Raw genomic sequence first — 15,447 nt, 5'->3', positions numbered from 1 at the left:
AATATTATTTATTATTTTAAACTTAGGAGTGTATTATTATGAACGCTTATGAAGCATATATGAATGAGTTAGCGACTCAAATGCGTGAAGAATTAACTTCTCACGACTTTGTTAGTTTAGAAACGCCAGACGCAGTTAAAGCGCATATGGATAAAGTACCAGAAGACGAAACGACATTTGTCGTAATCAATTCAACTTGTGGTTGTGCAGCAGGCTTAGCACGTCCTGCGGCAGTTACTGTTGCTGAGCAAAATGACAACAAACCTCAACACAAAGTTACTGTTTTCGCAGGTCAAGATAAAGAAGCTACGCAAGAAATGAGAGATTATATACAACAAGTACCTTCAAGTCCATCATTTGCATTGTTTAAAGGTACTGAACTTAAACATTTCATTCCTAGAGAACATATTGAAGGTCGCGACATACAAGATATCTGTATGGATATTAAAGATGCATTTGATGAACATTGTTCATAATAATTAAAAATTAAACTATTTTAAAAATTTTTCGCGATTGGCAAGTAAAGTCAATCGCTTTTTCTATATATAATTACTTTAAATCGATGACAATATGCAATATTATTAATACTAAGTAGCTTATTATTGAGAGGAGCGTGAGTTTAAATGTTAAATGCTTTTGACAAAGCTTATCATGATTTATGTGAAGAAGTATTAGAAATAGGAAAATCAAAGGATGATCGAACGCATACGGGTACAGTTTCTAAGTTCGGACACCAATTACGTTTTGATTTATCACAAGGTTTCCCATTATTAACTACAAAAAAAGTATCATTTAAATTAGTTGCTACCGAATTATTATGGTTTATTAAGGGTGATACGAATATAAAATATTTACTACAATATAAAAACAATATTTGGAATGAATGGGCATTTGAAAAATACATTAAGTCAGATGACTACCATGGTCCAGATATGACAGATTTTGGACATAGAGCTCAAAGTGATGAAGACTTTAACGCGCTCTATAAAGAAGAAATGGCGAAATTTAAACAACAAATTTTAGAAAATGATACTTTTGCCGAAAAATACGGAGATTTAGGAAATGTTTATGGTAAACAGTGGCGTGATTGGCAAGATAAAGATGGTAATCATATTGATCAATTAGCTAATGTTATCGAGCAAATTAAGCAAAATCCTAATTCACGTAGACATATTGTTACAGCTTGGAATCCCGCCGAGATTGATACGATGGCCTTACCACCCTGTCATACAATGTTCCAGTTTTATGTTCAAGACGGTAAACTCAGTTGCCAATTATATCAACGTAGTGCCGATATCTTCTTAGGTGTACCATTTAATATAGCTAGTTATAGTTTATTAACACATTTAATTGCAAACGAATGTGGTTTAGAAGTAGGCGAATTTGTCCATACTTTTGGTGATGCACATATTTATTCTAATCATATGGAAGCAATTGAAACTCAACTTGAACGCGATAGTTTTAATGCTCCAACAATTAAAATTAATAGCGATAAATCTATTTTCGATATAAATTATGAAGATTTGACGCTTGAAAATTATGAATCACATCCTGCAATAAAAGCACCCATTGCGGTGTAACAAAAGTAATTAAACTTTTTAAAGGAGAATATTATGACACTTTCGATATTGGTAGCCCATGACCAACAACGCGTTATTGGTATAGACAATCGCTTACCTTGGCATTTACCTAACGATTTAAAGCATGTTAAAAAATTGTCTACCGGCCATACACTTGTAATGGGTAGATCAACATTTGAATCTATTGGTAAACCGTTGCCTAATAGAAAAAACGTTGTACTAACTAGGAACACTTCATTTGAAGCTGAAGGTGTAGAAGTTATACATTCCATAGATGATATATATGATTTAACTGGCCATATTTTCATCTTTGGGGGACAAACACTTTTCGAAGAAATGATTGATATCGTTGATGATATGTATATTACGGTTATAGAAGAGAAATTTAATGGTGATACATTTTTCCCTCCTTACACTTTTGAAGACTGGGAAGTTGAATCTTCAGTAACAGGTACTTTAGACGATAAAAATACAATACCACATACATTTTTACATCTAGTTCGTAAGGCACAAAAGGGAGGTTAACTTATGGCAGAACTAAAAATTGTGACAGATTCGACCTCTGATTTATCTAAACAATATCTTCAAGCCAATGATATACACGTTGTCCCACTTAACTTAACGATTGATGGGGAATCTTATATTGATCAAGTTGATATAACCTCTGAACAATTTATAGAAAAAATAGAGGCCGATGCCGATGTTAAGACAAGTCAGCCACCTATTGGTAAATTCATTGAATTATATGACAAACTTGGTGCAGATGGTTCTGAAATTATTAGTATTCATATGACTTCTGGTTTGAGTGGAACGTATCAAACAGCCGTGCAAGCGAGTCAAATGACTGAAAGTAAAGTAACTGTCATTGATTCAAAATCCATTTCTTATGGTCTCGGTTATCAAATCAAACAAATAGTAGAGTGGAAACATGAACAATTAGACGTTGCAGATATTGAAAAACAAATCATTGAATTACAAAAAAATATCAAACTCTATGTAGTCATTGGTCAACTACACCAGCTAATAAAAGGTGGTCGTATTAGTAAAACAAAAGGTTTGATTGGAAATATGATTAAAATTAAACCAGTAGGAACTTTAATTGATGGTAAAATTGAATTAGTCCATAATTCACGCACGCAAAATTCAAGTATTCAATTTTTAAAAAAAGAAGTTGCACAATTTGTTGAAAATCATAATATTAAAGCGATTGGTATAGCGCATGCTAATATTATGCAATTTGTTGATAAAGTTAAAAAACATTTTTCAGAAGAATTTGATTTTAATGATTTTGATGTAAATACAACTACACCTATTATTTCTACGCATACAGGTCAAGGTGCCATAGGTTTAGTCGTATTAAAATCTTAACTATTATATATTAATTAACAGTTATTTCTTCAAACACTTTAATAGCAAATTGCTTAAATTATTGTTAATTTTATGACAAGATATATTTTAGGAGGCTTATTATGGCATATGCAACACTAGCCGGAGGATGTTTTTGGTGTTTAGTTAAACCATTTACATCATACCCAGGTATAAAAAATGTAGTCTCAGGATATAGCGGTGGAAACATTGACAATCCTACCTATGAACAAGTAAGTACAAATCAAACTGGTCATGTAGAAGCAGTACAAATTACTTATGATACAGACATTACAACATTTGAAAATATTCTAGATATATATTTCAAAACGTTTGATCCAACGGATAATACCGGTCAGTTTTTCGACCGTGGTGAACATTACGAACCCGTTATTTTTTACCATGATGAAGAACAAAAAAAAGCTGCAGAACATAAAATCCAACAATTGAATGAGCAGCAAATTTTTGATAAACCCGTTATTACACCAATCAAACCATATAAAAACTTTTACCCAGCAGAAGATTACCATCAAGATTATTATAAAAAGAATCCGTTACATTATGAACAATATCAACGTGGTTCAGGTAGAAAAGCGTTTATAGAAAAACATTGGGGGGGACAACATGATTAAGAAAAGTAAAGATGAATTAACAGAAATGGAACATTTAGTAACACAAGAAGATGGCACGGAACCACCATTTCAAAATGAATATTGGAACCATTTTGATAAAGGTATTTACGTAGATAAATTATCTGGTAAACCATTATTTACTTCTGAAGAAAAATTTGAGTCAGATTGTGGTTGGCCAAGCTTTTCAAAAGCTTTAGACGATGAAGAAATTATTGAACTCGTTGATAAATCAATGGGCATGATTAGAACTGAAGTTAGATCAGAAGATTCAAATAGTCATTTAGGTCATGTCTTTAATGATGGACCTAGAGAGACGGGTGGTTTGCGTTACTGCATTAACTCTGCGGCAGTACAATTTATCCCTTATGATAAATTAGAAGAATTAGGCTACGGAGATTTGATACCACATTTTAAAAATTAAGGAGCGGATTAACTATGTTTAAAAAATTATTCGGTAAAGGGCAAGAAGCGAACAAAGAAATTGAAATCTATGCACCTATTACAGGTGAATATGTAAAAATTGACGATATTCCAGACCCTGTTTTCGCACAAAAAATGATGGGTGAAGGTTTCGGCATTCAACCAAGCGAAGGTGAAGTTGTATCACCAATCGATGGTAAAATCGACAATGTATTCCCAACAAAACACGCAATTGGTTTAAAAGCTGAAAATGGCTTAGAACTATTAGTTCATATTGGTTTAGATACAGTTCAATTAGATGGAGAAGGTTTCGAAATATTAGTTGAAAGTGGCGACACTGTAAATGTAGGTGACCCAATTTTAAAATTTGATAAAGACTTTATCCAAAACAATGCGAAATCTACAACATCACCTATTATTATTACAAATTCAGATCAAGCAGCATCTGTTAACTTTGCAGAAACTACGAACGTAGTAAAAGGTGAAACTAAAATTGTAGATGTGACAATGAAGTAATGAAAAATTATTCATTTTACCAATTTGCATTAACAGTGAGAGGACGTAAAAATGATAAAGGCGAATTAGCAGAACAAATATTTGATGATTTGTCTTTCCCAAAACACGAAAAAGATTTCAATATTCTTTCTGAATACATTGAAACTCACGGTGATTTTACAGTATCTATGTCTGTTTTTGATGATTTATATGATGAATATTTAGAATGGTTACAATTCTAAATAGCGATATTATTTGAGATTTCCATTAGATTTATACTATTATATTACAGTAGAATAATTGGGGCTGGGGTAAATCTATTTAGGTTCTATCCCAGCCACTTTTATTTTCAGCAAATTTATGTTTAATATACATAAGCCATTAGGAAGTGATGAAATGACAGAAAATAATGCAGAACAACAATCAACTAAACAGCAAAAGAAGAAAGTTAATTTTAAACTAAGTTCTTTTATATTAATGTTAATTGGCATAATTGTATTAACCGCAGTTATTACCGTTTTTGCCACTATAGCTATAAGTCATTGGGCGAGTGGACTTAATAGCGAGCAACGTGCTTCTGTAAAAAAAATAGAACAAGCTTACAAAACATTAGATAAAGAATATTATAAACCTACAGATTCAAAAGAACTTTCAGATGCTGCCATTAAAGGCATGGTAAGTAAATTACATGATCCGTATTCAGAATATATGACAAAGGAACAAACAAAATCATTTAACGAAGATGTCTCTGGTGACTTTGTAGGTATTGGTGCAGAAATGCAAAAGAGACATAAGACAATACAAATCACGAGTCCGATGAAGGATTCACCTGCCGAAAAGGCTGGTATTAAACCTAAAGATGTCGTAACGAAGGTCGATGGAAAATCCGTTGCAGGTAAACCATTAGAAGATGTAGTAAAAAAAGTACGAGGTAAAAAAGGTACTACCGTAACGTTAACTGTAGAGCGTAACGGTCAATCACATGATATTAGTATTAAACGTGATACGATACATGTTAAAAGTGTTGAATATAAAAAACATGGAAAAGTTGGCGTATTTACTATTAACAAATTCCAAAGTGGTACTTCAGCAGAGCTTAAATCACAAATAATTAAAGCACATAAACAAGGTGTTAACAATATCGTGTTAGATTTAAGAAATAATCCTGGCGGTTTACTTAATGAGGCAGTTAAGATGGCTAATATCTTTATCGATAAAAATAAAACTGTAGTTTCTTTAGAAAAAGGTAAACATACAGAATCGATTAAAGCACCTAACGATGCACTTAAAGAAGCAAAAGATATGCATGTAGCTATATTAGTTAATAAAGGTTCAGCTAGCTCGTCTGAAGTCTTTACTGGTGCAATGAAAGATTATCATAAAGCCAAAGTTTATGGTACGACGACGTTTGGTAAGGGTATTGTTCAAACAACAAAAGAATTTAAAGATGGTTCATTACTCAAATATACAGAGTTAAAATGGTTAACACCACACAAGCATTATATACACGGAAAAGGTATAAAACCTAATGTTGAAATTAACGAGCCTGCTTATCAGACACTTACTGTAATTCCAAATAATACTACTTATCAACTTAATGATGATAATAAAAATGTAAAATCAATAAAAATAGGTCTACAAGCTTTAGACTACAATGTAGATAGCAAATCTACAAAATTTGATTCTGAGTTGCAACAAGCTATTAAAACATTCCAAGAAAAAAATAATTTATCTACGACAGGTAATTTTGATAAAGCAACTAATGATAAATTCACACAGCAATTAGTTCAAAAAGCTAATAAAGATGATTCTGTATTAGATAAAGTAATTAAACAATTGAAATAAAATATATAATGGTGAGGTGTAACCATATGATTAGAACTGCAACAAAACATGATTTAGATACCGTTATGTTACTAGTAGAAGATGCTAAATCCGTGATGCAACAAGATAATAATAACCAGTGGGATGAACATTATCCTCTATCTGAACATTTCGTTGACGATATTGATAATGAATCATTGTTCGTCCTTGAATCAAACGATAAAATATATGGCTTTATTGTGGTCGACCAAAATCAATCCGAGTGGTATGATAAAATTGAATGGCCAATTAATAGAACAAACGCATATGTTATACACAGATTGGCGAGCTCACCTGATTATAAAGGCGGCGCCACTGAATTATTCGATTTTGCCGTTAATTTAGCTGAAGACCATGGTGTTCATATGTTAATCACTGACACTTTTGCATTAAACTATCGTGCACAAAGTTTATTCAAAAAATTTGGCTTTACTAAAGTGGGAGAAGCAGAAATGGACTATCATCCTTTTAATAAAGGCAAACCATTTTATGCATATTATAAAAAATTAGAAGAATAGAGGTTATATTATGTCAAAAATTGCATTTACCGGTGGTGGTACTGTTGGACACGTTTCAGTCAATTTAAGTTTAATTCCAACTGCAATTGAAAAAGGTCATGAAACTTTTTATATCGGTTCTAAAAACGGTATCGAAAAGGAAATGATCGCATCGCAATTACCTAATATTACTTATCATAGTATCTCTAGCGGTAAGTTAAGACGTTATCTCTCTTTAGAGAATATTAAAGACGTATTCAAAGTGTTAAAAGGTGTGCTTGATGCTCGCAAAGTATTAAAAAAAGAGAAACCTGATTTATTATTTTCAAAAGGTGGATTTGTGTCTGTACCTGTTGTTATGGCAGCGCGTTCTCTTAAAATACCTACAATAATCCATGAATCAGATTTAACACCAGGGTTAGCGAATAAAATCGCCTTAAAATTTGCTAAGAAAATTTATACAACATTTGAGGATACAGTTAAATATTTACCTCAAGATAAAGCAGATTTTGTCGGTGCAACTGTTCGCGAAGATTTAAAAAGCGGCAATAAATCAAGAGGCTATCATTTAACTAACTTTACTAATGACAAAAAAGTGTTACTCGTTATGGGTGGTAGTTTAGGTAGTAGAAAGTTAAATGAAATTATTCGAGGCAATTTAGATGGTTTATTAAAATCTTACCAAATTATTCATTTGACTGGTAAAGGATTACTTGATGAACAGTTACAAGACCGTGAAGGGTACTGTCAATTTGAATTTGTTAAAGATGATTTGACTGATTTGTTAGCCATTACTGATACTGTTATTAGTCGTGCAGGCGCAAATGCGATTTATGAATTTTTAACATTAAAAATACCAATGTTATTAATACCTCTTGGTTTAGATCAATCTCGTGGCGACCAAATCGACAATGCGAAAAACTTTGCCAAAAAAGGGTTTGGTGACTACATTATGGAAGATGAGTTAACAGAAGATAAATTAACTAAACAATTGATTAATATTGAAAATAATAGAGCTACGATTATAGAACAAATGAATTCCTATAAAGAAAGTTACACAAGATACGACTTATTTGATAAAATCATCACAGATGCATTGCAATAACAAAAAGGGGAAGGTGCATAACAATGTCACGCTGGAAAAGAATTTCATTACTAATTATTTTCACTTTAATATTTAGCGTGATTGCATTTTTCCATGAATCACGACTGGGTAAATGGATTGATAATGAAGTTTATGAGTTCATTTATTCATCTGAGAGTTTCATTACGACGACCGTATTATTAGGATTTACAAAAGTCGGCGAAGTTTGGGCAATGGTATGCTTATCATTATTGTTAGTGGCATATTTAATGTTAAAACGTTATAACGTCGAAACTCTATTTTTCGTCATCGCAATGAGCTTATCTAGTACTTTAAATCCACTACTTAAAAATATTTTTGACAGAGAGCGTCCAACGTTATTACGTCTAATTGATATTTCTGGTTTCAGTTTTCCTAGTGGACATGCAATGGGTGCAACGGCCTTTTTCGGTAGCGGCATCTATATTGCTAATCGTGTCATGAAAGATAAAGCAAAAGCTTTTACAATTGGTTTATGCGCTTTATTTATAATTATGATTTCAGCTTCACGCGTTTATCTAGGCGTACATTATCCTACTGATGTAATAGCTGGCATCATTGGCGGCGCTTTTTGTATAGTATTAAGCACACTTATATTAAGACATAAACTACAAATATAGCGTTATATTATTCACACGCATTCTGATGATTGAAAATCTGGATGCGTGTTTTTTTTACGAAGAGCTATATACAATAGAAAATAGCTAATAACGATACAAAAAAACCGGTTTTACCGAGGTAAAACCGATTTTATATGTTACGTTGACTCGCAACGTTAGTCTTTTACGGGCATATAAAAGGGGATATTTCTGAAAATGATCATTCCATCAAAGAACGAAATGTGTGGGGGGAATGTCTTTTTGGAATTGATAATCATTTTCAATTACATTATACATCATTGAGAATCATTGTCAATTAAATTCCGGTATTTTTTTCAAAATTTTCATTACCATAATGATCAGTAGTCATCTACACACATTGAAACTAATGAGTTACTTCAAATTACGTTCATAAATTGATAATATATGATAGATATAAACTATTATTAAATAATAATTTCCCTAATATCATAGATAAGGAGTTAGTTGCATGACAAAAATTTTAATTGTTGAAGATGAACAAAATTTGGCACGTTTTATAGAATTAGAACTACAACACGAAAACTATGACGTTGACATCGAGTATGATGGGCAACAAGGCTTGGATAAAGCTTTAAGTAATACATATGATTTAATTTTATTAGACTTAATGCTACCAAGCATAAATGGTTTGGAAATTTGTAGACAAATAAGACAATCTCAAAATACACCCATTATAATTATTACGGCCAAAAGTGATACCTATGATAAAGTAGCTGGGTTGGATTATGGTGCAGATGATTACATTGTAAAACCTTTCGATATTGAAGAGTTACTTGCTCGTATACGCGCAATGTTACGTCGACAGCCTAAAAAGAACGAAATTAATATAAATGGTTTGGTCATAAACAAGGAGGCTTTTAAAGTCACAGTAAATGGTGAACCATTAGGTTTAACCAAAACTGAATATGACTTATTGCTATTGTTAGGTAATAATATCAATCATGTAATGCAGCGTGAACAAATCTTAGATGATGTTTGGGGTTATGATAGTGAAGTTGAAACAAATGTCGTAGATGTCTATATTCGTTATTTGCGTAATAAATTAAAGCCTTATGATATGGATAACTATATTGAAACGGTAAGAGGCGTAGGTTACGTGATAAGACGATGACTAAAAGAAGACTAAAAACCCAATGGATGATAATAACGACGACAATTACATTTTCAACTATATTAATTTTTAGTATCATCATCATTTTTTATGTCAGCAATGCATTAAGACAAAATGAGATTGCGGAAGCCGAACGCAGTTCGAATGACATTAATAATTTATTTGAAACGAAACCTATAGATCATATTTCTCCTTTAGATTTAAACGCTTCTTTAGGAAATTATCAAAAAGTTATGCTATTTAATAATAATGAAAAATTAAAACTAGAAACATCTAATGATAATTCGATTAATTTTTCACCCAATTTACATGTACATAATTTTCATCATAAGGAAATAAAATCTGACCACGGTATAAATTATTTAATTATTACTAATAAAATTGAGTCTCAAGGCTTTAATGGTTATAGTGTCATTGTTCATTCGTTGAAAAATTACAACACTTTAGTGAATTCTTTATATTTCTTTGCACTAACATTTGGCGTGATTGCCACATTGTTAACTGCGATGATTAGTTATATTGTTTCATCACAAATAACAAAACCACTCATCACTATGTCTAACAAAATGAGACAAATACGACGTGATGGCTTCCAAGAAAAATTAGAATTACCGACTAATTATGAAGAAACTGATCACCTTATTGATACTTTTAATGCGATGATGGCACAGTTAGAAGAATCATTTAACCAGCAACGACAATTTGTAGAAGATGCTTCACATGAATTGCGTACGCCATTGCAAATTATTCAAGGGCACTTAAATTTAATCCAAAGATGGGGCAAAAAGGACCCTGCAATCCTAGAAGAGTCATTACATATCTCACTAGAAGAGATGTCACGAATTACAAAGTTAGTTGAAGAATTATTATTGTTAACGAAAGAAAATAATTCAGTCAATGATAGAGAAATTGAAAGTGTCGATATTAATAAAGAAATTCACTCAAGAATTAAATCTATGGAACACTTACACCCAGATTACACTTTTAAATTCGAACCTTTTGATAAGCCGTTAAATATTAAAATAAATCGTTACCAATTCGAACAGATATTAATAATTTTTATTGATAACGCCATTAAATATGATCAAAATAATAAATTTATTCAAATTCAAACTAATTTAAGAAACAAACAAATCTCTATAGAAATTACCGACCACGGCATGGGTATACCAAAAGAGGATATAGAATTTATCTTCGATAGATTTTACAGAGTTGATAAATCACGCGCGCGTAACTTAGGCGGCAATGGCCTAGGATTATCAATTGCTAAAAAAATAATTGAATATTACAACGGTACGATACAAGTTGATAGTGAAGTAGGCAAACACACTACTTTTAAAATCACTTTTTAGTTTAGTCAATGATTGTTACAATATAAATATAATATTGCACACTAGTTATCGACGAAGCTTGTAAGTACAAAATGTTAAATAAACCATTATTTATTACAATTTAATGGTTTATTTTTTATGATAATTTTATAGGCGTTATAAAATTATATCTTAAACTATTTTTTTATCTTTTACAGGCTTTTGGTGCTTTTATTTCAATAGATTTAATGCTATTATTGGTGTGTAAGCGTTTCAACTATTTTGTGGAGGGTGTAATATGAGCAACGAAAGACAGGTTTCCGAGGCACCTGTAAATTTCGGGACAAATCTTGGTTATGTACTTGATTTGTACGACATCTATTTAGAAGATCCATCTGCAGTTCCTGAAGATTTGCAAGTCCTTTTCAGTACAATTAAAAACGGTGAAGCAGACATCGTAACAAAATCAAGCGCCGATAGAGGCGATGCAAAAGGTGATAGCACGATTAAACGTGTTATGAGATTAATTGATAATATTAGACAATACGGGCATTTATTGGCAGATATTTATCCGGTTAATCGTCCTGAAAGAAAACATGTACCAAAGCTAAGCATTGAAGATTTTAATTTAGACCAAGAAACATTAGAATCGATCTCGGCCGGTATTGTTTCAGAGCATTTCAAAGACATTTATGACAATGCGTATGAAGCAATTGATCGTATGGAAAGACGATATAAAGGCCCAATAGCTTTTGAATATACACACATTAATAACAACAAAGAACGTGTTTGGTTAAAACGTCGTATAGAGACACCTTATAAAGCCACACTAAATGAAAACCAAAAAATTGAATTATTCAAAAATCTTGCACATGTTGAAGGTTTTGAAAAATATTTACACAAAAACTTTGTAGGTGCTAAACGTTTCTCTATTGAAGGTGTTGATACACTAGTACCTATGTTACAACAAACTTTAAGATTAGCTGGCGATGAAGGCATTCAAAATATTCAAATTGGTATGGCACACCGTGGTAGATTAAATGTTCTAACTCACGTGCTAGAAAAACCATATGAAATGATGATTTCTGAATTTATGCATACTGATCCAATGAAGTTTTTACCAGAAGATGGTAGCTTGCAACTAACGAATGGTTGGTCTGGAGATGTTAAATACCATTTAGGTGGAGTTAAAACTACAGACTCATATGGTATCGAGCAACGTATATCATTAGCGAACAACCCAAGTCATTTAGAAATTGTTGCACCAGTTGTCTTAGGTAAAACGAGAGCGAGCCAAGATGATACCGAGCAAGCAGGATCTGTAACGACTGATTTTCATAATGCGATGCCAATTCTTATTCATGGTGACGCTGCTTATCCTGGTCAAGGTATTAACTTTGAGGCGATGAATCTTGGTGGTTTAGAAGGCTATTCTACTGGTGGTACTTTACATATCATCACGAATAACCGCATTGGATTCACTACTGAGCCAGAAGATGGTCGTTCAACTACTTATTCTTCTGATATTGCTAAAGGCTATGATGTGCCAATTATGCACGTTAATGCCGACAATGTAGAAGCAACTATCGAAGCGATCGAAATTGCAATGGCATTTAGAAAAGAATTCCACAAAGATGTTGTTATTGACTTAGTAGGTTATCGTCGTTATGGCCATAACGAAATGGATGAGCCATCAATTACTAACCCAATACAATACCACGAAATTCGTAAGCATGATTCAGTAGATGTATTGTACGGAAAACAATTAGTTGAAGATAAAATATTATCTGAAGATGAAATGAATTCAATTATGGATGAAGTGCAAAAAACACTACGTACAGCCCACGATAAAATTGATAAAAGCGATAAAATGGACAATCCTGATATGCAACGTCCAGAGAGCTTGCAAGATCCATTACAAGGTGACGACAAAGTATTTAGCTTTGACCATTTAAAAGAAATCAACGATGCAATGTTAAATTATCCATCAGGTTTCAATGTCATGAAAAAGTTAAATAAAGTCTTAGAAAAACGTAGAGAGCCTTTTGAATCAGAAGAAGGCTTAGTAGATTGGGCACAAGCTGAACAATTAGCATTCGCAACAATTACACAAGATGGTAAACCCGTACGATTAACTGGACAAGACAGTGAACGTGGTACTTTCAGTCATCGTCATGCTGTATTACATGACCCTGAAACAGGTGACACTTATACACCATTGCACAATGTTCCAGATCAAAAAGCGACTTTTGAAGTGTATAATTCACCACTTTCAGAAGCAGCTGTCGTTGGATTTGAATATGGTTACAATGTACAAAATAAAGATTGTATGACTATTTGGGAAGCACAATATGGTGACTTTTCTAATATGGCACAAATGATTTTTGACAACTTCTTATTTAGTTCAAGAGCTAAATGGGGTGAAAGATCAGGATTAACATTATTCTTACCACATTCATTTGAAGGTCAAGGTCCTGAGCACTCTTCAGCAAGATTAGAAAGATTTTTACAACTTGCTGGTGAAAATAATATGACTGTTGTTAACTTATCTAGTGCTAGTAACTATTTCCATTTACTACGATTACAAGCAGCTAACTTAGGTACACAATCTATGAGACCACTTGTGGTAATGTCACCTAAAAGTTTATTACGCAATAAAACTGTAGCTGACCCAATTTCAAAATTCACTTCTGGAAAATTCGAACCAATCTTACCAGAAGAACATGATCAATCAGCTGTTAAAAAAGTTATTTTAGCATCTGGGAAAATGTTTATTGATTTAAAAGAATATTTAGCTGATAATCCAAACGAGTCCATTTTAATCGTTGCAGTAGAAAGACTATATCCTTTCCCTGCTTCAGAAATTGAAGCGTTATTAGACGATTTACCAAACTTAGAAAATGTCGCTTGGGTACAAGAAGAACCGAAAAACCAAGGCTCATGGTCATTCGTTTATCCTTACTTGAAAGAGTTAACAATTGATAAATATGATTTAAGCTACCATGGTCGAATTCAACGTTCAGCACCAGCTGAAGGTGATGGAGAAATCCATAAACTCGTACAAAATATGATATTAGAACAAAGCACAAATAATAACTAGGGGGAAGTTAGGCATGCCAGAGGTAAAAGTTCCAGAATTAGCAGAATCAATCACAGAAGGTACCATTGCAGAATGGTTAAAACAAGTAGGAGATAGCGTAGATAAAGGTGAAGCTATCTTAGAATTAGAAACAGATAAAGTTAACGTAGAAGTAGTTTCAGAAGATGCGGGCGTACTTCAAGAAACACTTGCTAACGAAGGCGATACTGTTGAAGTAGGTCAAGCAATTGCTGTTGTAGGCGAAGGTGAACCTTCAAATAGCGGTAGTAGCGAATCACAAGGTTCTTCAGATAAAGAAGCAAGTGCATCTTCAAATGAGAAAGCTGAAGCTTCTAACGATCAACAACCTGCAAGTTCTGAAGCATCAGAAAGCAGTAGCAGTGACAATGGACAACGCGTAAATGCGACACCATCTGCTAGAAAATATGCACGCGAAAAAGGTATTGATTTAACTGATGTTGCTTCTAATTCAGGAGATGTTGTGAGAAAAGAACACATCGACCAAAGTCAAAACAAACAAGCTTCATCAAGCAATGCAGCTGATTCAAGTAAGAAAGAAGAGTCAAAAGCATCAGCAAATCAAAACCCTTCAAAACCAGTTAGAAGAGAAAAAATGTCTCGTCGTAAGAAAACAGCTTCTAAAAAGTTATTAGAAGTATCTAACAACACTGCAATGTTAACTACATTCAATGAAATCGACATGACAAATGTTATGAACTTACGTAAACGTAAAAAAGAACAGTTTATTAAAGATCATGACGGTACAAAACTTGGATTTATGTCATTCTTCACAAAAGCAGCCGTAGCAGCATTGAAAAAATATCCAGAAGTTAATGCTGAAATCGATGGCGATGACATGATTACGAAAGAATTCTATGATATCGGTGTAGCAGTTTCAACTGACGACGGTTTACTAGTACCTTTCGTTAGAGATTGTGACAAGAAAAACTTTGCTGAAATCGAAGCTGAAATTGCTAACTTAGCAGTTAAAGCGCGCGATAAAAAATTAGGATTAGATGATATGGTTAACGGATCGTTCACGATTACTAATGGTGGTATCTTTGGTTCAATGATGTCAACACCAATTATTAACGGTAGTCAAGCAGCAATCCTAGGCATGCACTCTATCATTACACGTCCAATTGCAATTGATGCAGACACAATCGAAAATCGTCCAATGATGTATATTGCGTTAAGTTACGACCACAGAATTATCGACGGTAAAGAAGCAGTTGGATTCTTAAAAACAATTAAAGACTTAATTGAAAATCCAGAAGATTTATTATTAGAATCTTAATTCACAAACAAAA

The 15,447-nt window shown here is 32.8% G+C and carries 16 protein-coding genes; all 16 read left to right on the top strand.

Going from position 1 to position 15,447, the window contains the following annotated elements; genetic code table 11:
• The first annotated feature begins 38 nt into the window (after positions 1-38).
• The 16 genes from brxA (at position 39) to sucB (ending at position 15,434) form a co-directional block, all read left to right on the top strand.
• Positions 39-476: a bacilliredoxin BrxA gene (gene brxA, locus RPL90_RS12630; RefSeq protein ID WP_313550306.1), complete on the top strand. Its 438-nt coding sequence runs from the start codon at positions 39-41 to the stop codon at positions 474-476.
• 147 nt (positions 477-623) lie between these two features.
• A complete protein-coding gene (locus tag RPL90_RS12625; protein WP_313550305.1) occupies positions 624-1,580 on the top strand; it encodes a thymidylate synthase in 957 nt (318 codons plus the stop codon).
• A 33-nt stretch (positions 1,581-1,613) separates the two neighbouring features.
• On the top strand, positions 1,614-2,105 hold the full coding sequence (locus tag RPL90_RS12620; RefSeq protein ID WP_313550303.1) for a dihydrofolate reductase: 492 nt from the start codon (positions 1,614-1,616) through the stop codon (positions 2,103-2,105).
• Positions 2,106-2,108: 3 nt separating this feature from the next.
• A complete protein-coding gene (locus RPL90_RS12615; protein WP_313550301.1) occupies positions 2,109-2,948 on the top strand; it encodes a DegV family protein in 840 nt (279 codons plus the stop codon).
• Positions 2,949-3,049: 101 nt separating this feature from the next.
• On the top strand, positions 3,050-3,577 hold the full coding sequence (gene msrA / locus RPL90_RS12610) for a peptide-methionine (S)-S-oxide reductase MsrA (RefSeq protein ID WP_313550298.1): 528 nt from the start codon (positions 3,050-3,052) through the stop codon (positions 3,575-3,577).
• The gene (gene msrB / locus RPL90_RS12605; RefSeq protein WP_313550296.1) at positions 3,570-3,998 is read left to right on the top strand and encodes a peptide-methionine (R)-S-oxide reductase MsrB; all 429 of its coding nucleotides are present in this window, start codon (positions 3,570-3,572) and stop codon (positions 3,996-3,998) included. Before msrA ends, msrB begins: the two co-directional genes overlap by 8 nt.
• A 14-nt stretch (positions 3,999-4,012) precedes the next feature.
• Complete coding sequence (locus RPL90_RS12600; RefSeq protein WP_313550293.1) at positions 4,013-4,513, top strand: PTS sugar transporter subunit IIA; 501 nt, start codon at positions 4,013-4,015, stop codon at positions 4,511-4,513.
• Positions 4,513-4,734, top strand: coding sequence for a YozE family protein (locus RPL90_RS12595; RefSeq protein WP_313550291.1), 222 nt, complete (start codon positions 4,513-4,515; stop codon positions 4,732-4,734). The genes RPL90_RS12600 and RPL90_RS12595 overlap by 1 nt, the downstream gene beginning before the upstream one ends.
• A 154-nt stretch (positions 4,735-4,888) precedes the next feature.
• The gene (locus tag RPL90_RS12590) at positions 4,889-6,337 is read left to right on the top strand and encodes a S41 family peptidase (RefSeq protein WP_313550288.1); all 1,449 of its coding nucleotides are present in this window, start codon (positions 4,889-4,891) and stop codon (positions 6,335-6,337) included.
• A gap of 26 nt (positions 6,338-6,363) precedes the next feature.
• Positions 6,364-6,873, top strand: a complete 510-nt coding sequence (locus RPL90_RS12585) for a GNAT family N-acetyltransferase (RefSeq protein WP_313550285.1) — start codon at positions 6,364-6,366, stop codon at positions 6,871-6,873.
• 10 nt (positions 6,874-6,883) lie between these two features.
• Positions 6,884-7,957, top strand: a complete 1,074-nt coding sequence (locus RPL90_RS12580; RefSeq protein WP_313550282.1) for an undecaprenyldiphospho-muramoylpentapeptide beta-N-acetylglucosaminyltransferase — start codon at positions 6,884-6,886, stop codon at positions 7,955-7,957.
• 23 nt (positions 7,958-7,980) lie between these two features.
• Complete coding sequence (locus tag RPL90_RS12575) at positions 7,981-8,595, top strand: phosphatase PAP2 family protein (RefSeq protein ID WP_313550279.1); 615 nt, start codon at positions 7,981-7,983, stop codon at positions 8,593-8,595.
• 469 nt (positions 8,596-9,064) lie between these two features.
• Positions 9,065-9,727, top strand: a complete 663-nt coding sequence (locus RPL90_RS12570) for a response regulator transcription factor (RefSeq protein WP_313550276.1) — start codon at positions 9,065-9,067, stop codon at positions 9,725-9,727.
• Positions 9,724-11,079: a HAMP domain-containing sensor histidine kinase gene (locus RPL90_RS12565; RefSeq protein WP_313550273.1), complete on the top strand. Its 1,356-nt coding sequence runs from the start codon at positions 9,724-9,726 to the stop codon at positions 11,077-11,079. The genes RPL90_RS12570 and RPL90_RS12565 overlap by 4 nt, the downstream gene beginning before the upstream one ends.
• 256 nt (positions 11,080-11,335) lie before the next feature.
• On the top strand, positions 11,336-14,137 hold the full coding sequence (locus RPL90_RS12560; RefSeq protein WP_313550271.1) for a 2-oxoglutarate dehydrogenase E1 component: 2,802 nt from the start codon (positions 11,336-11,338) through the stop codon (positions 14,135-14,137).
• Between the two features lie 13 nt (positions 14,138-14,150).
• A complete protein-coding gene (gene sucB, locus RPL90_RS12555; RefSeq protein ID WP_313550268.1) occupies positions 14,151-15,434 on the top strand; it encodes a dihydrolipoyllysine-residue succinyltransferase in 1,284 nt (427 codons plus the stop codon).
• The last annotated feature ends 13 nt before the right edge of the window (positions 15,435-15,447 follow it).

The organism is Staphylococcus kloosii (assembly GCF_032139365.1).
Taxonomy (GTDB): Bacteria; Bacillota; Bacilli; order Staphylococcales; family Staphylococcaceae; genus Staphylococcus; species Staphylococcus kloosii_A.
The sequence above is the reverse complement of the archived record's forward strand: the minus strand, read 5'-3'. Positions and strand labels throughout refer to the sequence as shown.

Excerpts from the sequence above, each read along its gene's own strand:
- RPL90_RS12595 (WP_313550291.1), top strand. The coding sequence starts at position 4,513 with ATGAAAAATTATTCATTTTACCAATTTGCATTAACAGTGAGAGGACGT.
- RPL90_RS12620 (WP_313550303.1), top strand. The coding sequence starts at position 1,614 with ATGACACTTTCGATATTGGTAGCCCATGACCAACAACGCGTTATTGGT.
- RPL90_RS12590 (WP_313550288.1), top strand. The coding sequence starts at position 4,889 with ATGACAGAAAATAATGCAGAACAACAATCAACTAAACAGCAAAAGAAG.
- RPL90_RS12570 (WP_313550276.1), top strand. The coding sequence starts at position 9,065 with ATGACAAAAATTTTAATTGTTGAAGATGAACAAAATTTGGCACGTTTT.
- RPL90_RS12625 (WP_313550305.1), top strand. The coding sequence starts at position 624 with ATGTTAAATGCTTTTGACAAAGCTTATCATGATTTATGTGAAGAAGTA.
- RPL90_RS12575 (WP_313550279.1), top strand. The coding sequence starts at position 7,981 with ATGTCACGCTGGAAAAGAATTTCATTACTAATTATTTTCACTTTAATA.
- brxA (WP_313550306.1), top strand. The coding sequence starts at position 39 with ATGAACGCTTATGAAGCATATATGAATGAGTTAGCGACTCAAATGCGT.
- RPL90_RS12580 (WP_313550282.1), top strand. The coding sequence starts at position 6,884 with ATGTCAAAAATTGCATTTACCGGTGGTGGTACTGTTGGACACGTTTCA.
- RPL90_RS12565 (WP_313550273.1), top strand. The coding sequence starts at position 9,724 with ATGACTAAAAGAAGACTAAAAACCCAATGGATGATAATAACGACGACA.
- sucB (WP_313550268.1), top strand. The coding sequence starts at position 14,151 with ATGCCAGAGGTAAAAGTTCCAGAATTAGCAGAATCAATCACAGAAGGT.
- RPL90_RS12615 (WP_313550301.1), top strand. The coding sequence starts at position 2,109 with ATGGCAGAACTAAAAATTGTGACAGATTCGACCTCTGATTTATCTAAA.
- RPL90_RS12560 (WP_313550271.1), top strand. The coding sequence starts at position 11,336 with ATGAGCAACGAAAGACAGGTTTCCGAGGCACCTGTAAATTTCGGGACA.
- msrB (WP_313550296.1), top strand. The coding sequence starts at position 3,570 with ATGATTAAGAAAAGTAAAGATGAATTAACAGAAATGGAACATTTAGTA.
- RPL90_RS12585 (WP_313550285.1), top strand. The coding sequence starts at position 6,364 with ATGATTAGAACTGCAACAAAACATGATTTAGATACCGTTATGTTACTA.
- msrA (WP_313550298.1), top strand. The coding sequence starts at position 3,050 with ATGGCATATGCAACACTAGCCGGAGGATGTTTTTGGTGTTTAGTTAAA.
- RPL90_RS12600 (WP_313550293.1), top strand. The coding sequence starts at position 4,013 with ATGTTTAAAAAATTATTCGGTAAAGGGCAAGAAGCGAACAAAGAAATT.